Source organism: Bacillus cereus group sp. MYBK14-1, assembly GCF_051916885.1.
Lineage (GTDB): Bacteria > Bacillota > Bacilli > Bacillales > Bacillaceae_G > Bacillus_A > Bacillus_A cereus.
The window spans coordinates 366,008-384,087 of record NZ_JBQAHM010000001.1; the positions used below are offsets into that span (position 1 = coordinate 366,008).

The window sequence follows — 18,080 nt, forward strand, 5'->3', positions numbered from 1 at the left end:
TGTTACGCTGTAAATAGACTTTTATCACAAGTAGCGTAACAATGTGTAAAACAAACCTATTCTCACATAAAAAAAGGCTCTTACACATCTTATGAAAATGTGCAAAAGCCCTTATATATCAAGATTTAAACCAAATATTATAAAAATCAATCCAACCTTGTGAATTAATCATTATATTTTGAACTTTTTCATGTGTACTTACCTCTTGTTTATTACGATATAAAGGAATAATATGAATTTGACGTAACAAAGTATCCTCGATATCGCGTAACAGTGTAACTCTTTTCTCTAATTCTTCTTGTCTAAAATAAGGAGACAACTTTTCATGAAAGTCCATGCTGCTTTGTCCATGAATAAAACTATTTTTTGTAAGAAACATATATAATAAACTATCTTCTATTCGTTCACTTATTGTGGCACTATCATGCATCATATCGGCCTTTTGTATCGTACTTACTTCCAATAGCTCTTCTATCTCAAGAAAATTATTTTCTACACGAATCCCGTACTTCGCACACTCTTTTTGTATCCATTGTGCATCTTCAACATGATCTCGTCCTGTAAATGTGTAGAGTTGTAGCACTTCACTATGATAAGTACTCCTTTTAATTAAACTTTCGATATCTTCGTCAATATCTACTATGCTTTCATTTGCTAATATTAGTTTCTTTGCCACTTCTCCACGTTCTCCGTCGAGTTCTTGAACGATTGTATAACCATGAATGATTTGATATAACGCTTTCCGAAATAACGCATCTTGCATTGGTCCTTCTTTCGTAAGATTACATGTTATATATGTCACGTTCGACTCAAGCCGAGACAATTCTTTATTATATTTTTCTTTATCTTTATACTGCGCCTTTACTAAAACATCGTATGTACTTACACCTTGTTCTACATTCCACAACTCAATACGATCTAAAAAAGGTCTTTCACGAAAATATAAAGGATGTCCTTCTAAAATGAACAGATTTTCATTACTTTTATATAATTGAAAAGGCCCTGTTCCAATTAACCCTCCTGCTTCATCTTCATTCACGATAGAACACTGTTCTGCACTTAGCATATGTAAAAACATTCGATTTTCCGTATGTAATTGAATTTCGAAAACGTAGTCATCCACTGAACGGATATTTTCAACGTGTTGTAACATCCATGCGTGTGCATTATTTTCCAGCTTCATAAATCGATTCAACGAGTATATAACATCATGTGCAGTAAGTTGTTTTCCATTATGAAAGTGAACTCCTTTTCGTAAGTAAAACGTCCATATTTTTTCAGCGTCATTATATTCCCAGTGAAATGCAAGTCTTGGCTCTATAATGTTTGTATTACCGTCTACATACACGAGTGTGTCGAATATATGTTTTACCATATGGCATTCTGAACGCATTGTAGCGTATACAGGATCTAATGTGATATCTAAATTCATTTGTACTTGCAACCGGAGTACATCTCTTCTCCCTTCAGATGTCATTTCAACCTTATGACCAAATATTGAATCCACCCAGGAGTGATATTCTCCCTTTACCGATGGAAAATGTGAGCTATAGCGTTCCACAAATATGCTTCCGCTTTTCACATCCCCTTTTTTCGTTATTTCTTTTCCTCTATCTAAAATTAAAGACATCGGGTGCTTTTGAAATATTAACTTAGAACGATTTCCTCTGCCGCGACCTGGAAACCACTTAATCCAATTTAACTCATCTAATTTTTTTATAATTAATTTACTATTACGCTCTGTACAAAATAGTGTTCTAGATATATTTTGCACTGTTACTTCCAATCGTTCTCCCTCTTTTTTCCCTTTTCCATAAGCAATCCATAGTTCAATGTATTGATCTAAAATAAACATCATACTCCCCCTAAAAGGTGAAAAATACTCCCTATTGTTTCTACCCTTTTTCCAACTCTCCTTTCATCTTATCATTTCAATATAGAAAGGAGGAATTAATATTGAATTATCTCTTACTTCGTTACAATAAACCTATTTTTATTAGACTGTGCGGTGAATTATTAACCCGAACGACTGAATCTATGTTAGCTCTCATTATGATTATTTACGTCAATAAAATGTTAAACGGCAATGTAATAATAACTATGCTGATTTTCGGACTGCAGCCACTTTCAGACATTTTATTTACACTTATTGCTGGAGGAATTACTGATAAATATGGCCGAAAAAAGATTATGTTACTCGGATTATTACTACAAGGTGTTGCAATCGGTAGTTTCGTTTTCGCTCAATCCGTTTTTATATTTGCACTGTTATATGTCATTAATGGTATTGGCCGTTCCTTATACATTCCAGCTCAGCGTGCACAAATTGCTGATTTAACAAAACAAGAGCAGCAAGCAGAGATTTTTGCTCTCCTACAAACGATGGGAGCAATCGGATCCGTAGTCGGCCCTTTAATCGGTGCAAGTTTTTATAATACTCACCCAGAATATTTATTTATCGTGCAAAGTGTAACTCTTACGATATATGCTGTTGTTGTTTGGACCCAGCTCCCAGAAACTGTTCCACCTATAAGTAAGTCGAAACAAACAGTTGAGGCAAGTTCACCAAAGCAATTTGTTTTTAAACATTACGCCATATTCGGTCTTATGGTTTCTACACTTCCTATTAGCTTTTTTTATGCACAAACTGAGACGAATTATCGTATTTTTGCAGAACATGTATTTCCTAATCTCGTATTCATACTCGCATTTATTTCAACATGCAAAGCCATTTTGGAAATCATTCTACAAATCTTCCTCGTAAAATGGTCTGAACGATTTTCTATGGCGAAAATCATCCTTATTTCTTACGCCTGCTATACAATAGCTGCAGTTGGCTTTAGTTATTCAACGACGATATTGTCGTTATTCTTCACCTTACTCTTTTTAGTCATTGGAGAAAGTATTGCTCTAAACCATTTATTACGATTCGTTTCAGAAATTGCACCTCATGATAAACGTGGTTTATATTTTTCAATTTACGGTATACACTGGGATATATCTCGAACGTGTGGACCAGTTATTGGTGCAGTTATATTAAGTAAGTTAAATGGAAGTATGCTGTTTTATATTTGTGCTAGCTTCTTATTAGTTGGAGGTATTGTTCAAGCGCTATTTGTTCAAAGTTTGGAACGTAAAAAAATCGTGAACCATCCTACACATAATTTATAGGTTACTACTTTTTCAGTAAATCAACATTTCTTATTGGATAAATGCTAAAAAATAAAAGTGAAGTATTTCGCATATGAAAGTATGTTTTATATGACAGGAGACGTTCCTTGTTTACAACTAAAAACACCTCACTTCAAGAAAGTGAGGTGTTTTTGAAATCACTTAATTTCTTATCCTGCCATTTTATTAATACTATCCTCTGGCGAAAATACGGAAATATGATCGACCTTACCAGTCGATTTTGGAATGACAAATTTCAATTCATACTGGTTATTTACTTTGTATACATATATTTTATCTTCACCATTCTCTTTAACTGAAGATGGTTTTCCTAATGCTTTTTCAATTTCTTGTAATGTAATCAATTTTAGTTCTGCATGATATGAGCGTACATCAAAAACTTGTGACCCTTTATTAAATCCGAAAACAACATTTTTATTTGTAAAAGTTGCGTACATTCCATTCCCTGCATATTCGGTTTTATTTGCTTTCCCCCACGCTTTTTCAATTTCTTCAATATCCCCTGTATGGGCTCCAAATGGCACATTAGGTACCTTTCCTTCTTTTGCTAGTTCAAACAAATCTTTAACGTGGTTAATTGATTTTTGATTAAGTGTTCTATCTTTCGAATCTTGCTCAGCTGATGGTTTTGTTGTTTTTTCATTACTTGGTTTTGCTTCAAGATTTTTCTTTTCTTCTGAAGAATTGCTTTGTTCATTTTTATGATTTTCCGAGGCTGGATTTGCTTCCTTTTTTTCGTCTGTCCCTTTACATGCTGCTAATGCAAATGTGCATGTAAAAGCAAGAAATAACATAACTATTTTCAAATATACCTTCATCATTTTTACCCCCTATTGTATTTTATTCATTTCGATAATCAACCGGATGCGAAGTATAGTATTAATTAAGGACTTCTAATTCTAAATCGTCACTTTCCCATAATTTTAAAAAACTTGGAATTATATTGTTAATCATCGTATTCATCTCCTTCTTTAAACCTTCTCTTCTCAATGATAATATCCTCTATCTATAACTTAAAACATGCTGTCACAACAGCTCCTTGAAACAAAAAAACCAGTAGGAAGTGATTACTCTTTTCCTACTGGTTGAAATGAAATTAAACGGTAAATCTTAGCTTCTTAAAAAATGTAGCGATAGTGTTTTTTACTGTTTCAAAATTATAAGCAAACGTGTTATCTCCACTTAATGATGAAATACATGTTAAACCTGCAGCTTTAATAAAAGCTTTTACATCTACAAGCATAGAATTAGCCTCCAAGAATTTAATTACAATCATTATAACAGGTGTTTTACGACGCTAACATGAAAGTAATAAATAAATTTCTATTATTAATTTATCTCGCTATTTGCCGGGCAGTAAGATCCCCACCTCAAAATTCAGCGGAAACAAAGAAGTTAGGTGGGGGCCCTGCTACCCGTAAAAGCTAAATTGGTGAGGGCTGATAATCAGTGGGAATGAACAAAACCCCCACTGATTAAAATTTCACCTTATTTAGCTTACAGTACACCATTTCAATGTCATATAAAAAAGCTGCCCAAAAAGAGCAGCTTCAAATATGTATATTACACTTCGATTGATTTACCATCTTCAACAATATGATAAAGTAAATGCGCTAAATGATGAATTGGACCGTATTCTTCCTCTTCCTCATCTGTTTCGCCTTGGAATTCAAGATCGTTTAAGTATAGTGCTAAAAATTGATAGTATAGTTTTAAATCAAATCCGTAGCATGCAGTTGGTTCTTCATGATCCCCTTCATATTGTAACATTAAGTATTGATCATTTCCTTCTGCATCTTCTGCATCAAAGAATACGAAGAAGCCAACGTTTGTATCTAAATCAAATAAATGACGAGTACCTTTTTCAGTTGCTTTATTGAAGTCCTCTTCACTTAATTTATGTACTGTTGTCGCTTTTGCATTATCTTCTTGATGGAAATTTACTGTAAATGATTTCAATGCTGACACCTCCTGATTGTATAATACTAGCATAACATATAAAAAGGACTGCTTACAAATGTAAACAGTCCTTACATTCATTTTCGCATTGCTCGTAATAAGAAACTTACGATGAAAATTAAAATAATCGCACCGATTAAAGCTGGAATAATTGCATATCCGCCAATGACTGGACCAAAACTACCAAGTAATTTCGAACCAACCCAAGAACCGATAATACCAGCAATAATATTACCAATTACACCACCAGGTACGTCCTTTCCAGTAATTAAGCTCGCAAGCCATCCTAATATACCACCGACGATTAAAGACCAAATCATATAATAACCTCCTTTACATTTCACCAATCAAAATATAATTAGAAACAATTGCTTACCATTAGTTATGTGACATTTTTCATAAGTTATTCATGTTGTTCAACTTTAAGATTTTTGAGAATAATACACACAGATTAAACCTTTTTTTGAACTAACGATTTATCCGACTTGTTATTACACACATTAAGAACAATCTGGCTTCAATATTGTTCGCATAAACTCTTCTTTAAAAGCTGCATAGTTAAAACCAACAGCAATTCTTTGAATCGGCCGATCATCAAACCTTGTTGGCTCAGCTATTTTTCTAAAGTCTGCTACACTTTGGCCCCTAGTCACATCATTTGTCGTACTAATCCACACTGCCGATTTTTTATATTCGAAAATACTGTCATTTATAAACGAGATAAACGGTAGTAAATCGTGTATAGGACTTCCACCAATACCCGGATATTCTTTTTTATAGAAATTCTCATAATAAAAATCAATCATTGGTTTAATGAGTTTCGCCTGTCCAGTTCCTTGTTTGTCTATTATATTGGCCATTTCAGGCGTAATAAGCGCGCCCTGTGTTACATTTAACGGGTATATGCTAGCGTTTTTCGCATATTTCATAACAATATTTGCTGCAATTGGATCACCATAAAAATTCGCTTCAGATACTGGTGTAACATTACCTGGAAATAGGAAAGCGCCGCCCATTATATAATACGAACAAATACGATCCATTATATTTGGATACAATAAAAATAACGTAGCAAGCGTCGTTAGTCTCCCTGTCGCCACAATTATAATATCTTCTGGACAAGGTTCGATTAATTTGATTAATTCACAAAAATTTTCTCGTTTACAAATTCTCATCTCAGGTGGAATAATAGGACCTAAACCGTGATCCCCGTGGATTTCAGGGAAAAACAAAGGCTCTTCAGCTGTCATCGGTCTACTCGCACCTTCAATAATTTTCACTTGTGTAGCATAGTACCTTTCTAAAAAATAAACATTTTCCGTAACGATATCTCGTGATACATTCCCGTACTCAGCAACAATACCTAGAATATCTAATTTACATGTTTTATTTGCATAAATTAACGCTACGGCGTCATCAATACCAAAATCTCCAAAAAAGATAATTTTCTTATTAACTATTCTCACCCCTCTTAAGCATAATCTACTATTATTATTATGTGAAAAAGACAAGGCGGTGAAACAGCGCAAACTAAAAAAGTCGCCTATTTATTGGCGACTTCAATCTTTTTATAAGACAAATATGCAAGTACATTTTTACTTGAATCGTATTTCGGGTTATTTCCTTTTCTCGGCTCTCTCATATGTGTCTTTTCAAATCCAGGAATGTCTGGCATTTTCCCCATAAATTCAAGCATTTCTTCCTCAGAACCTTCAATGCGTACACGAATCATTATAACTATTCCTCAATTCTCAGTTTCTCTGTACTAAGTATATCGTACTTCAGAAAGACTGCAACACATTTATCTTTTTAACGTTGTACTTTTTTTACATATAAACATAGCCATTTCAGTATAGAACGATTCTACTTTATTATTTTTAAATTGAATATTAAAATATCCCTTCATTTCGTTTGGTGCTTTCATCATACATTCTGTTAATTTTTCACGCTTTTGTAAAGGGACATCCATCATATTACACCACCAGTCAAAATCAAACTTCTTATCAAAAGTAAGACATGACTGCATTTGCAAACCGTTTTTTTCTAATAAAGTAAGCCATTCTGTCTTTTTTAGAGCTCGTTCATGACTTGGGTCTCGCTTTTTTTCTATAAAATTATAAAATGTATCATATTCATTATTTTCTGGCGAAACATTATCTATTAAGATGAATAATCCATTATCCTTCAATGTACGATTTACTTCATAAATAAATTGAGCCGGATTCGTAAAATGATGGGCTGCAATCCGGCATGTGATTGTATCAAAAAAATGGTCTGCAAATGGTAAATCCTCTGCGTTTCCTGCTACAAAAGATACATTTTCATGCCCATTCTGCTTTATAAAAACTTTTGCTTTTTCTAACATCTGTTCTGTTAAATCAAGTGCAACTACTTCTTCAAACATGGGTGCTAACATATTTGCCACATGTCCGCCACCAGTAGCAACATCAAGAAGACGATTATTATGACGAGACTCAACTTGTTGAACTACATATTGTAAATCCAGTCCTTTAGCATGTATTTTACTATTTACATATTTATCTGCATTACTGCCAAACTGTTTTTTCACAAGCTCTTCTTTACTCATATTATCATCTTCTTTCTATTGTTATTTACATATACGACTCATATAATTATTACAATTCTCTTCATGTATTTTCAAATCCTCTTTTCATCTCACTTCTCATCACGTTCCCTTATAATCAAAATAATATGATTATACGTTCTTTTATTAAACAAAAAAGGCTACGGGAACTTGCCCCCTAACCTGACTAAATATTTACTACATTTTTATTTCTTCATATATATCTATATAATATAAATCCTCTTTCAACTTCATAATAACATCTACTTCGTTATAAGTAGCCTCACGAGCATGTAAACCAAATTGATCCATACCAATCCATATCCACCCAGGTGTAAGATATAAAACATCTATATTAAAATAATCTAACTTAGTAAGCTCCGATGTAATAAATTTATCTTTATTAGCGATTTGTTTATCTATTAAACCATATTCTTTTCCATTTTCAAATAGCGATATAAATTTCCCTACAATCGGATGTTCACGAACAATAAAATGATATTCTTTTTCCTCTATATTTACCACAATCAAACGAGAAACAGATAAATCAGGCCCTGAATTCGACATATTTGTTTATCCACCTCCTTATATAGGCTTCTTAAATATGATAACAAATGAATATTCAAATTAAGTTAATATAATGTAAAAAATAAAAAAGCTGAATCCCCTTTAGAAATCAGCCTTTATAATTCGATCAACTTTATTCTTTTACAAATTATTATAATGTTTCTTTTTCCTCATCATTTCCGGAAACTAAATTTCCTATAGCATCCGCTGTTACTTCCACTACAAATTCACAAATACCTGCTACAACTTCTCCAATTACTTCATCCATCTTTTTACCCCCTTATTTTATGTAACTTATTTGTAGTATAGAAGAAATTAGCGAATGTAAACTATCGAAAAAGGTGACATAAACCTTACAGAATTGTAAGCTCTTTCATCCCTCTGCTTACCCCCTTTGAAACTCCAAGTATTTTTAGCAGACATATAGGCCATCATAAATATGAAGCAAGTAATAATCTAGTGTCAGGAGGCGTTTAATATGTATTACGTAAAATTAATTAAAGGTCAATCTTTCTACGCTTTTGATCATCGTTTCTTGGTGTCTGAAGAAGAAGAGGTTTCAGAGAAAATTTATAATTACTTACGACGTAATGAATTTTTTGAAGTACGTAAAGAAGAATACTCTGCTTAATTACAAAAAGCATTAAGAAAAATATCATCTTATTTTGATATATTCTTAATGCTTTTATGTGAATTTCTTCTTTTCAATAATTGTTGTTGACTCTATTAAATAATCTAGTATTTGTCCAAGCTAATTCTTCACTATTTTCATATTCTAGTATATGAAAATAGTGAAGAATATGACTCATATCATTGATTACCAAGCTACTCAACCTATTAGTAAAACTGGTGAAACAACTTTTGCAATCCCCTCTTCTCCAAATAAAGCAATTCTAGCAAATTTGAAATTGAGAATTTCAAGTAGAGATTCACGTAATAATCGAGTAGAATTAATCGCTACAATTGGTGTAGAAGGAATAACTGGGACTTCACAAGTTTTATTCCGAATTTTCCGTGATAATATTGAAATTTTTAATGCACAAGTAGGTATTGAATCTACAGATTCTGAACAATTTTACGTACAAACATTTCAAGCTATAGATCAAAACGTTAGCAGTGGAACACACGAATATTCATTAACTGTAGAAAACCTTACTAGTGGTGCTAGTGCAGAAGTTGTTGGTCCTCTATCTTTTAGCGCTTTAGCTATTGGAAAAGAGCAAAAATGTTGCTAAGTGAATCTAATATTTAATTTTGTACTTGAGAAAAGCGAGGCGTAGTTATACGTTCTTGCTTTTATATATATTCTTACTTTCTATTAGCTTTAATCATAAAATTTTTACGTTTTGATTCACTTATTTCAGCACTTAACACATCAAATTTTTGACAAATCAAAAAGATTGAAATCCACTTATGAAACACGTAATATAGACTCTGACTCTAAAAAAGTTGGTATAAAAACACTACATAAATAAGGAGGTTTTATATACGCGTTTTTCATTTTAAAAGACGGAGAGGTTTTATGTTATGTGGCGTAATAAAAACGTTTGGATTGTTTTAATTGGGGAGTTTATTGCAGGTCTAGGATTATGGCTTGGTATTCTTGGCAACCTTGAATTTATGCAAAAATATGTCCCTTCTGATTTCATGAAATCAGTTATATTATTTATCGGACTATTAGCCGGTGTTCTAGTTGGACCTATGGCTGGCCGTGTCATCGATCAGTATGAAAAGAAAAAGGTTCTTCTTTACGCTGGGTTTGGTCGAGTTTTAAGTGTTATTTTCATGTTTTTTGCTATTCAATTTGAAAGTATCGCATTTATGATTGCATTTATGGTTGCTCTTCAAATTTCAGCAGCATTTTATTTCCCTGCATTACAATCTGTAATTCCACTCATCGTACGTGAGCATGAGTTATTACAAATGAACGGTGTACATATGAATGTTGGTACAATTGCTCGTATTGCAGGTACTTCACTAGGTGGAATTCTTTTAGTTGTGATGAGTTTACAGTACATGTATGCCTTCTCAATGGCAGCATACGCCTTATTATTCCTCTCGACTTTCTTCCTACAATTCGAAGACAAGAAATCAACAACACCAAGTAAACAAGCTGCAAAAGATAATAGCTTTATGGAAGTATTTCGTATTTTAAAAGGAATTCCTATTGCTTTTACAGCACTTATATTAAGTATCATCCCTCTATTATTTATAGCTGGGTTTAATTTAATGGTTATTAACATTAGCGAAATGCAACATGATCCTACGATTAAAGGGTTCATATATACAATTGAAGGTGTCGCATTTATGATAGGTGCCTTCGTAATTAAACGTCTATCTGATCATTTCAAACCTGAAAAATTACTATATTTCTTCGCAGTTTGTACTGCTTTTGCACATCTGTCATTGTTCTTTAGCGATATAAAATGGATGGCTCTTACATCATTTGGGTTGTTTGGGTTTAGTGTTGGCTGCTTCTTCCCTATTATGTCGACGATTTTCCAAACGAAAGTGGAAAAAAGTTATCACGGTCGCCTCTTCTCATTCCGTAATATGTTTGAGAGGGTTATGTTCCAAATCGTCTTACTTGGCACAGGCTTCTTCTTAGATACAATTGGGTTACAATATATGGTTCTCATCTTCGGAGTCGTTTCATTATTGATTATTTCTATTTCCCTCTCTAAGCAGAAACATTATGAAAAACAGCATTCGCAATCTGCGAATTTATAAAATAAACAAAGAAGTATGGATCTAATATTGAATCCATACTTCTTTGTTTTATAATACGCCTATTTATTACGTTTATTGAAATTACCTAAAGGAGTATCCTCCTTTAATTTCGAATAGATTATAAAAAATACTCTTTATAAAAGGAGTGGTAAAATGTCTGGTGGCATCGAAGTATTTATTGTCCTGCTCTTTGCAATTGCTCTGTTTAGCATCCTAAACTTTTTAGCCATTTCCTTATCTGGACATAGTTTTAAAAAAAGAATCGTGGCAGGTTTCATATTTTTACTACTGACTCCCATTATCTTTTTGACTATCGCAACATTTGCTTCTATATTCGATAAAGCAGGATTTGGCGCAGGTACGTTAGCCTTTATGATCGCAAGCGTATATATATTAAATGGAATAGTGATTCTGCTTTCCTCTTTATTTATGCTCAAAAAAGACATAACATAGGCTATGGTACTAGCATGAATCTGACTTTACACTAGATTCATGCTTATTTAATTTCTCCTAAATTTTTATATGAAATTAAATAATTCTTTAAAAAAATTTAAACTTTATTTATTATAATATCCCTATCGTATTCGCACGTTTATTCAAATTTAAAAGAAAGGAGCACAAAATGAAAAAGGTTCTACTTACAATTCCTATACTAATCATCCTACTTAGTGGATGCAGCAATAACGATATATACGGTTCTTGGGAAGTCGTTGACAATAAAAATGGTGAATGCCCTGTATATTATAAATTTGAAACAGTTGTCAAAAAAGAAAATAAAGAGGAAATTGTGCAAAATTTAGTAGAAATGCAAACAACAAAGAATAAAGACGATTTATATAAAGGCTCATTTGTCAAAAATTCTAATGTATATCACATTGATTATGGTAATTCATTTACATCGGACCAAACTTTAAAAGTTGCCGACGGTACACTAAATGTATACTTTTTGACAGCCGAAAAATTATGCACATATAAAAAGAAATGATTACATTTCAGAGGAGACGCAGAAAATATTTTCTGCGTTATTTCACTTTAGAAATCGGCCACAAAAATAGCCCTTGTTTTCGTATTCTTTTTCATTCAAAACATGAGAAATATACTTAATAAAAACTAGAGAATACCTTAAGTTATATAAAATGAATCCTATAATAGACATTTCAATTAACACATCTACGCTATTTACATCGATACTTTTCAAAATAGGCTAATCCTTCCTCTAAATTTGTCAATCATTTTAATTTTCATAAAAAAATGATAAAATATAAACATGTGTTTTCAGAATAATTAAAAACGCAGAATGAAAGCACTGTTTTAGGAGGGGTTTTGATGACTTACACGTTAGCAACTAGAATGAAAGCATTCCAATCTTCTATATTTAGTGAATTAGGAGCCTATAAAAAAGAAAAAATTGCAGCAGGTCATAACATGATTGATTTGAGCATCGGAAATCCTGATATGCCGCCCGCTGATTTTGTAAGAGAAACAATGGTACATACAGCGAGTGAGAAAGAGAGCTACGGGTATACATTATCAGGTATTCAAGAATTTCACGAAGCTGTAACTGAATATTACAACAATACTCATAACGTTTTATTAAATGCGGATAAAGAAGTTTTATTATTAATGGGTTCACAAGACGGGCTCGTTCATTTACCTATGGTTTATGCAAATCCAGGTGATATTATATTAGTTCCTGATCCAGGATATACAGCTTATGAAACAGGTATTCAAATGGCTGGTGCAATATCTTACTACATGCCTTTAAAGAAAGAGAATGATTTCTTACCAGACTTAGAAGTCATCCCTGAAGAAATTGCCGATCAAGCGAAGATGATGATTTTAAACTTCCCAGGGAATCCCGTTCCAGCAATGGCTAATGAAGATTTCTTTAAAGAAGTAATCGCATTCGCGAAAAAGCATAATATTATCGTTGTCCATGATTTTGCTTATGCCGAATTTTATTTTGATGGTAATAAGCCAATTAGCTTCCTCTCTGTACCTGGTGCTAAAGAAGTTGGCGTAGAAATCAATTCTTTGTCAAAAAGTTATAGTTTAGCAGGTAGCCGTATTGGATATATGATTGGAAACGAAGAAATTGTTCGTGCACTTACTCAATTTAAATCTAATACCGATTACGGTGTATTTTTACCAATTCAAAAAGCGGCATGTGCTGCACTAAGAAACGGTGCTACGTTTTGTGAGAAAAACCGTGAAATTTATCAAGAACGTAGAGATACACTAATCGATGGATTCCGAACATTTGGCTGGAATGTCGATAAGCCAGCTGGTAGTATGTTTGTCTGGGCAGAAATTCCACAAGGATGGACTTCTCTAGACTTCGCTTATGCATTAATGGATCGTGCGAATGTCGTTGTTACACCTGGTCATGCATTTGGACCTCACGGAGAAGGCTTCGTACGTATTGCACTCGTTCAAGATAAAGAAGTGTTGCAACAAGTTGTTGAAAACATTAGAAATAGCGGCATTTTCGTCCTTGAAAAAGTAAATGAATTAGTTAAAAATTAATTCCGGCTCCCCTGCTTAACTTTAGCAGGGGTATTATTAATTGGAGGTACTTTCATATGCATATTAAAGACACACTTCCCCATCGTTATCCATTTTTAATGATTGATAAAGTAACAAATGTAAAACAAGATGAATTCGTTACAGGATATAAACTCATTACAAATAACGAATGGTTTATAAATGATAGTCACAAACATATGCCTCATATGTTAATTGTAGAAGCACTTGCTCAGCTTAGTGCATTTGTACATACAAGTGATTCTGAAGGACTAGGATTCCTCTCCTCTTTAGATGGAGTTGAATTCCACGGAAAAGCATATCCCGGTGATAAACTTGATTTACATTATGAGCTAACGCGCAATCGCCGAGGTTTTGTTCTTGGTAAAGGTATTGCAACTGTAAACGACCAGCCTATTGTAACTATAGAAAAACTATTAATATATCAAGCAGATTAAAGTGTTCCTTATATCAGTTGGAAATATCTATTCTCAACCGATTGAGTAAATAGGAAAACATATTACGTAGTTAGGAGCAGGAAAATGGAACGTACTATCGGTATCGATGCTGGAGGCACATTAACGAAAATAGCTTATTTTAACAAAAAAAAGCTATTAACTTTTGAAAAATTTTATTCGCATGAACAACATAAAATAATAGATTGGATTAAAAACAACAATGGCATAAAACAAATATGTATTACGGGTGGTAAATCGAAACTATTACAGCATCTGCTTACAGGTTCATATAAAATAATAGAGCTAAACGAATTTGAAGCTACTCTTCCAGGTGTCCAATACATATTAAAAGAAGAAAAACATGCTATACGCAATTTTATTTTAACCAATATCGGTACAGGTACTTCTATCCATTACGTTTATAATCAACAATATATTCGCGCTGGTGGAACCGGAGTTGGTGGTGGGACTATTATGGGACTTTCAAAATTGTTAACAAATATAGATCATTTTGAAGATGTAATCCCTCTAACAAAAGTAGGATCTAGAAAAGAACTAGATATTACGGTTGGAGATATTTATGGTGGTATTCTTTCCCCTATCGATAATAACTTAACTGCTAGTAACTTCGGAAAAGCAGCCATTACAGAATCAAATAATAGTAGCTCCGATATACTAGCTACTGTACAAGGACTTGTTGGTGAAGTCGTTACTGCATTAAGCCTTCAATTCGCTGAAACAAAAAACATTGAACATATTATTTATATTGGTTCGACTTTATGTAATAACGTACAACTTCAACATATTATTAGTAGCTACACCGAATATCAAAATAAAACACCAATCTTTTTACAAGATGGTGGTAATAGCGGTGCAATTGGTGCATTACTTCATGCTACGAAATAAAAAGCTGACTTTTGTCAGCTTTTTAGAAATGGCACTTCAAATTCAATAATTGATTCCCCGTTCTCTCCAATTCGCTCCACGCTTATTCTATCAATCACACAATTTAACTTCCCATGAAAACTAGGAATCTCCTTCACTACTTCAGCAGCTAATTCGGCACTTTCTTTTCTTCCGACTGTTACATGCGGGATGTACGGAATGTCTTCTTTCAAAAATTGTAATAAAGGTCCTGTATATAGAATATTATGTAGTTCCTCTATTTGTTCTTTCCCCTTTTCAACTCGTAAAAACAAATATTCTCTTTCACTTGTAATTTGATTCGTAAATTCAATTTCTATATTCTGTATCGGTTTTGATACATTTATAATATGTAATTTCAGCTCATCATTTGAAATCGAACTTTCAAATGGGAATACAATTGTAATATGCGGTGAAATTAATCCAAATAAAGGATCATGTTTTCGCCTAATGTCCTCGATTTCGCTAATGAACATGTTGTTTAGAAAAAGTAAAATTGTACGCATTTTTATCCCCTCAACTTTTCCTCATTATAATATGTATCATATTCTATGACAGCCTGCCCTTCAACAACTTGTTTTGCTTACCTGTAAAAATAAAAAAACTTCTCAAATGAGAAGTTTTCATATAGCATGATTATTATTTTCCTGCCAAACTTTTCTAAACTTTATATAACAGGCAATTCTCCAAGGAAAAATATACGATACTGCAACAACATAAAATAATAAACCTATTGTTTGCTGATCTAAGTCAACAATATATTTTCTTGAACCGTATCTCAAAACGACAAGTGCAATAAAAGTAATTAAAAAAGCTGCACTTTTTTTCGTATAAATATTCCCATCATCTCTTCGTTCATAATTTGTTAATACTATAAGCGGCACAGCAAAAAGTACACCAATGAATACCGCTATACTTACTTGCAATATAGCTGGATGTACGGGACTTAAAAACCATACAATACCTGGTGTTAAAAATAGTAATGGCCATAAAATACGTTTTCCTGATCCCTTTATTGACTTATGCATGGAGCGATAACGACGCCAAAATATTAGTAGTGCAATGCATAAAAAGACGGTTATTAGTGAGGACGTGTCTCCCATATATTTTCCTTCTCCCTAAAAAAATAATCTATCACTATTTTAAACTGTTCGTTCAAATGATACTTTACGAATAAATATACTACTAGTTATGATATAAAGAATTGTTAATCCAATTGAAATAACAATAAAATAAGGGATATCTATTAAAGATACATCATTTGTAAATAACAATCCTTTTATCCCTACTTCTCCATACAGCACACTATTTGTTGAAAGGAAAAGCGACCCACCAATCATGAGACCAATCCATTGAAATCTTTGCTTAAAAATTACTACTACTTGAAAGAAACATGCTATCGTAACATAAAATAAAAATTGTAAAATAAACTGTTGTATTAATTGCTCTCCAAAGTTAACATTTACTAAGTTATATTTTATATCTTGTAAAAATAGTATTTGAAGGAATGAAAACAATGCGGATTGCAACACAATATAACAAATCGCTCCGATAAAATATTGTATTCTCGTTATACCAAATGAAACTGCTAAACGAAATAAATCATCTTGAACAATGAAAACACTCCCTACTATAAAAATCATAATTGCAATTGAAGGATTATTGATAATTTCGGGTAAATAACCAACTTTCGCTTCATTTAAATGAGCAGCATATAAAGCTCCTTTTATTAATAAAGCTACAATCCAAAATATTAAAATTGCTTTATAATGAAAATTTATATGTAACCTCAATTGTTTCATTAACATCGTCATTCCACTTCACCACCAGTCATGTGAATAAATAGTTTTTGTAATGTAATTCTATCAATTACTAAACCTTCTTTTTCAAGAGAGTAACAATCTTCATTAGAAAGCTCTTCCCATATAACAGCAATACCTTTATTCCCATAAATTTCTTTATTTATAACTTTTTTATTAATCAAGAACTCCTCCACTTTACCTTTTTGCCCTGAAATAATATGACCTTGTTGCAATAAATCTTCCACTGTTGATTGAACAACAAGTGCACCTTCTTTTATGATAATTACTTCTTCAATAACATGGGTTACTTCTTCTACCAGATGTGTTGATAATATAATTGTTCTGGGATACTCCCCGTAATCTTCTAGTAGTAAACTATAAAATAACTCACGATGTGCTGCGTCTAATCCTGTAGTTGGTTCATCAAAAATAGTAATTGTCGCTCTGCTTGCTAACCCTTTAATAATTCCTACAACTGTTTGCATGCCATGAGATAGTTTATGGTATTTCTCTGTTATATTAAGCTGAAATTTACCCGCCAGTTCTTCAGCAAACTTCTGATCCCAATTTTTATAAAACATGTTACATATCTTAAAAATTTCTTTTACGCTATAACTTAAATGAGACTCTTCTTTTACTCTAACGAAACAAATATTTTGCATCGCTTTACTATTTTCAAAAACATCTTCACCAAATATTGATACACTTCCACTACTTGAAGTAATTTGTCCTGCTAGTAAATTTAATAAAGTCGTTTTCCCTGCTCCGTTCCTTCCAAGCAAACCATATATTTTATTCTCTTCCAATGAAATCGTTACTTCATTTACAGCTATTTTCTTTTTATACTTTTTCGTTACATCTTTCGTTTCAAGTGCAATCATCCCTCTTTCCCCTCCTTCGTAATCTTTTGGATCATATCCATCAATTCATCTTTTGATATTTCTAGTACTTTCGCTTCTTCCCACACTTTAGGTAAATATTCAGTCATAAAAGTATTTTGTCTTTTTTTTAGTACAACTTCTTTTGCTCCTTTTGCAACAAACATCCCGATCCCTCTCTTTTTATATAAAATTCCCTCATCCACTAATACATTCACCCCTTTAGCTGCGGTAGCCGGATTTATTTGTAACATCTTCGCAAATTGATTTGTCGATGGAACTTGTTCTTCTTCAAGCAATATGTCTTTTAAAATATCAGATTCAATCGTTTCTGCAATTTGTATGTATATTAATTTATTTTGTTCTAGAGTCGGCTTCACATTTTCACCACCTTAGGTTCATAGGTTCATTACTTATGTAATTAACCATATCACATAGAATTATTTTTTTCCATAAATTTCTT

The 18,080-nt window shown here is 32.6% G+C and carries 23 protein-coding genes; 9 read left to right on the top strand and 14 right to left on the bottom strand.

Features of this window, described 5'->3' with window-relative positions:
* Nucleotides 1-118: 118 nt before the first annotated feature.
* The gene (locus tag ACTFR3_RS01905) at nt 119-1,855 is read right to left on the bottom strand and encodes an SgrR family transcriptional regulator (RefSeq protein ID WP_088338525.1); all 1,737 of its coding nucleotides are present in this window, start codon (nt 1,853-1,855) and stop codon (nt 119-121) included.
* A gap of 101 nt (nt 1,856-1,956) precedes the next feature.
* On the opposite strand from ACTFR3_RS01905, the gene ACTFR3_RS01910 reads away from it, so the two are divergent.
* Nucleotides 1,957-3,171 (top strand): MDR family MFS transporter, encoded by a 1,215-nt coding sequence (locus ACTFR3_RS01910; protein ID WP_001108464.1) that lies wholly within the window; start codon nt 1,957-1,959, stop codon nt 3,169-3,171.
* A 170-nt stretch (nt 3,172-3,341) separates the two neighbouring features.
* Here ACTFR3_RS01910 and ACTFR3_RS01915 read toward each other — a convergent pair whose 3' ends face one another.
* The 8 genes from ACTFR3_RS01915 to ACTFR3_RS01950 form a co-directional block, all read right to left on the bottom strand.
* On the bottom strand, nt 3,342-4,013 hold the full coding sequence (locus tag ACTFR3_RS01915) for a YjgB family protein (RefSeq protein WP_135277807.1): 672 nt from the start codon (nt 4,011-4,013) through the stop codon (nt 3,342-3,344).
* Between the two features lie 275 nt (nt 4,014-4,288).
* The gene (locus ACTFR3_RS01920; RefSeq protein ID WP_000959548.1) at nt 4,289-4,435 is read right to left on the bottom strand and encodes a hypothetical protein; all 147 of its coding nucleotides are present in this window, start codon (nt 4,433-4,435) and stop codon (nt 4,289-4,291) included.
* A 320-nt stretch (nt 4,436-4,755) separates the two neighbouring features.
* Nucleotides 4,756-5,151 carry a hypothetical protein gene (locus tag ACTFR3_RS01925; RefSeq protein ID WP_000834883.1) on the bottom strand — a complete coding sequence of 132 codons (396 nt, stop codon included), beginning with the start codon at nt 5,149-5,151 and terminating at the stop codon, nt 4,756-4,758.
* A gap of 77 nt (nt 5,152-5,228) precedes the next feature.
* Nucleotides 5,229-5,471 carry a GlsB/YeaQ/YmgE family stress response membrane protein gene (locus tag ACTFR3_RS01930; protein WP_000638306.1) on the bottom strand — a complete coding sequence of 81 codons (243 nt, stop codon included), beginning with the start codon at nt 5,469-5,471 and terminating at the stop codon, nt 5,229-5,231.
* 180 nt (nt 5,472-5,651) lie between these two features.
* Nucleotides 5,652-6,617, bottom strand: coding sequence for a nucleoside hydrolase (locus ACTFR3_RS01935; protein WP_001223682.1), 966 nt, complete (start codon nt 6,615-6,617; stop codon nt 5,652-5,654).
* Nucleotides 6,618-6,694: 77 nt separating this feature from the next.
* Nucleotides 6,695-6,883 carry a DUF3970 family protein gene (locus tag ACTFR3_RS01940; protein WP_000621873.1) on the bottom strand — a complete coding sequence of 63 codons (189 nt, stop codon included), beginning with the start codon at nt 6,881-6,883 and terminating at the stop codon, nt 6,695-6,697.
* A gap of 69 nt (nt 6,884-6,952) precedes the next feature.
* Entirely contained in the window at nt 6,953-7,738 is a 786-nt protein-coding gene (locus ACTFR3_RS01945) for a class I SAM-dependent methyltransferase (protein WP_075677168.1), read from the bottom strand.
* 195 nt (nt 7,739-7,933) lie between these two features.
* Entirely contained in the window at nt 7,934-8,302 is a 369-nt protein-coding gene (locus tag ACTFR3_RS01950) for a hypothetical protein (RefSeq protein ID WP_000071478.1), read from the bottom strand.
* 478 nt (nt 8,303-8,780) lie between these two features.
* Between ACTFR3_RS01950 and ACTFR3_RS01955 the strand changes: the two genes are divergently transcribed.
* From ACTFR3_RS01955 to coaW, 8 genes are all read left to right on the top strand, one after another.
* On the top strand, nt 8,781-8,933 hold the full coding sequence (locus ACTFR3_RS01955) for a YqbF domain-containing protein (RefSeq protein ID WP_000291905.1): 153 nt from the start codon (nt 8,781-8,783) through the stop codon (nt 8,931-8,933).
* A gap of 169 nt (nt 8,934-9,102) precedes the next feature.
* Nucleotides 9,103-9,537: an exosporium protein ExsC gene (exsC, locus tag ACTFR3_RS01960; RefSeq protein ID WP_135277803.1), complete on the top strand. Its 435-nt coding sequence runs from the start codon at nt 9,103-9,105 to the stop codon at nt 9,535-9,537.
* A 292-nt stretch (nt 9,538-9,829) separates the two neighbouring features.
* Entirely contained in the window at nt 9,830-11,032 is a 1,203-nt protein-coding gene (locus tag ACTFR3_RS01965; protein WP_000269258.1) for an MFS transporter, read from the top strand.
* A gap of 153 nt (nt 11,033-11,185) precedes the next feature.
* Nucleotides 11,186-11,485: a hypothetical protein gene (locus ACTFR3_RS01970; RefSeq protein ID WP_135277801.1), complete on the top strand. Its 300-nt coding sequence runs from the start codon at nt 11,186-11,188 to the stop codon at nt 11,483-11,485.
* A 169-nt stretch (nt 11,486-11,654) separates the two neighbouring features.
* Nucleotides 11,655-12,017, top strand: coding sequence for a hypothetical protein (locus ACTFR3_RS01975; RefSeq protein WP_000757022.1), 363 nt, complete (start codon nt 11,655-11,657; stop codon nt 12,015-12,017).
* A gap of 341 nt (nt 12,018-12,358) precedes the next feature.
* Nucleotides 12,359-13,558 (top strand): LL-diaminopimelate aminotransferase, encoded by a 1,200-nt coding sequence (locus ACTFR3_RS01980; protein WP_440044114.1) that lies wholly within the window; start codon nt 12,359-12,361, stop codon nt 13,556-13,558.
* A gap of 56 nt (nt 13,559-13,614) precedes the next feature.
* On the top strand, nt 13,615-14,013 hold the full coding sequence (locus ACTFR3_RS01985; protein WP_000547649.1) for a 3-hydroxyacyl-ACP dehydratase FabZ family protein: 399 nt from the start codon (nt 13,615-13,617) through the stop codon (nt 14,011-14,013).
* An 84-nt stretch (nt 14,014-14,097) separates the two neighbouring features.
* Entirely contained in the window at nt 14,098-14,919 is an 822-nt protein-coding gene (gene coaW / locus ACTFR3_RS01990) for a type II pantothenate kinase (protein WP_440044115.1), read from the top strand.
* A 14-nt stretch (nt 14,920-14,933) separates the two neighbouring features.
* On the opposite strand, the gene ACTFR3_RS01995 is transcribed toward coaW, so the two are convergent.
* From ACTFR3_RS01995 to ACTFR3_RS02015, 5 genes are all read right to left on the bottom strand, one after another.
* Entirely contained in the window at nt 14,934-15,443 is a 510-nt protein-coding gene (locus ACTFR3_RS01995; protein WP_440044116.1) for a 2'-5' RNA ligase family protein, read from the bottom strand.
* Nucleotides 15,444-15,560: 117 nt separating this feature from the next.
* Nucleotides 15,561-16,040 carry a CcdC family protein gene (locus ACTFR3_RS02000; protein ID WP_440041257.1) on the bottom strand — a complete coding sequence of 160 codons (480 nt, stop codon included), beginning with the start codon at nt 16,038-16,040 and terminating at the stop codon, nt 15,561-15,563.
* 39 nt (nt 16,041-16,079) lie between these two features.
* Nucleotides 16,080-16,751: a DUF4052 domain-containing protein gene (locus ACTFR3_RS02005; protein WP_000178200.1), complete on the bottom strand. Its 672-nt coding sequence runs from the start codon at nt 16,749-16,751 to the stop codon at nt 16,080-16,082.
* Nucleotides 16,748-17,620 (bottom strand): ABC transporter ATP-binding protein, encoded by an 873-nt coding sequence (locus tag ACTFR3_RS02010; protein ID WP_000560921.1) that lies wholly within the window; start codon nt 17,618-17,620, stop codon nt 16,748-16,750. Before ACTFR3_RS02010 ends, ACTFR3_RS02005 begins: the two co-directional genes overlap by 4 nt.
* Nucleotides 17,617-17,997, bottom strand: a complete 381-nt coding sequence (locus ACTFR3_RS02015; RefSeq protein WP_000805185.1) for a GntR family transcriptional regulator — start codon at nt 17,995-17,997, stop codon at nt 17,617-17,619. Before ACTFR3_RS02015 ends, ACTFR3_RS02010 begins: the two co-directional genes overlap by 4 nt.
* Between the last annotated feature and the right edge of the window lie 83 nt (nt 17,998-18,080).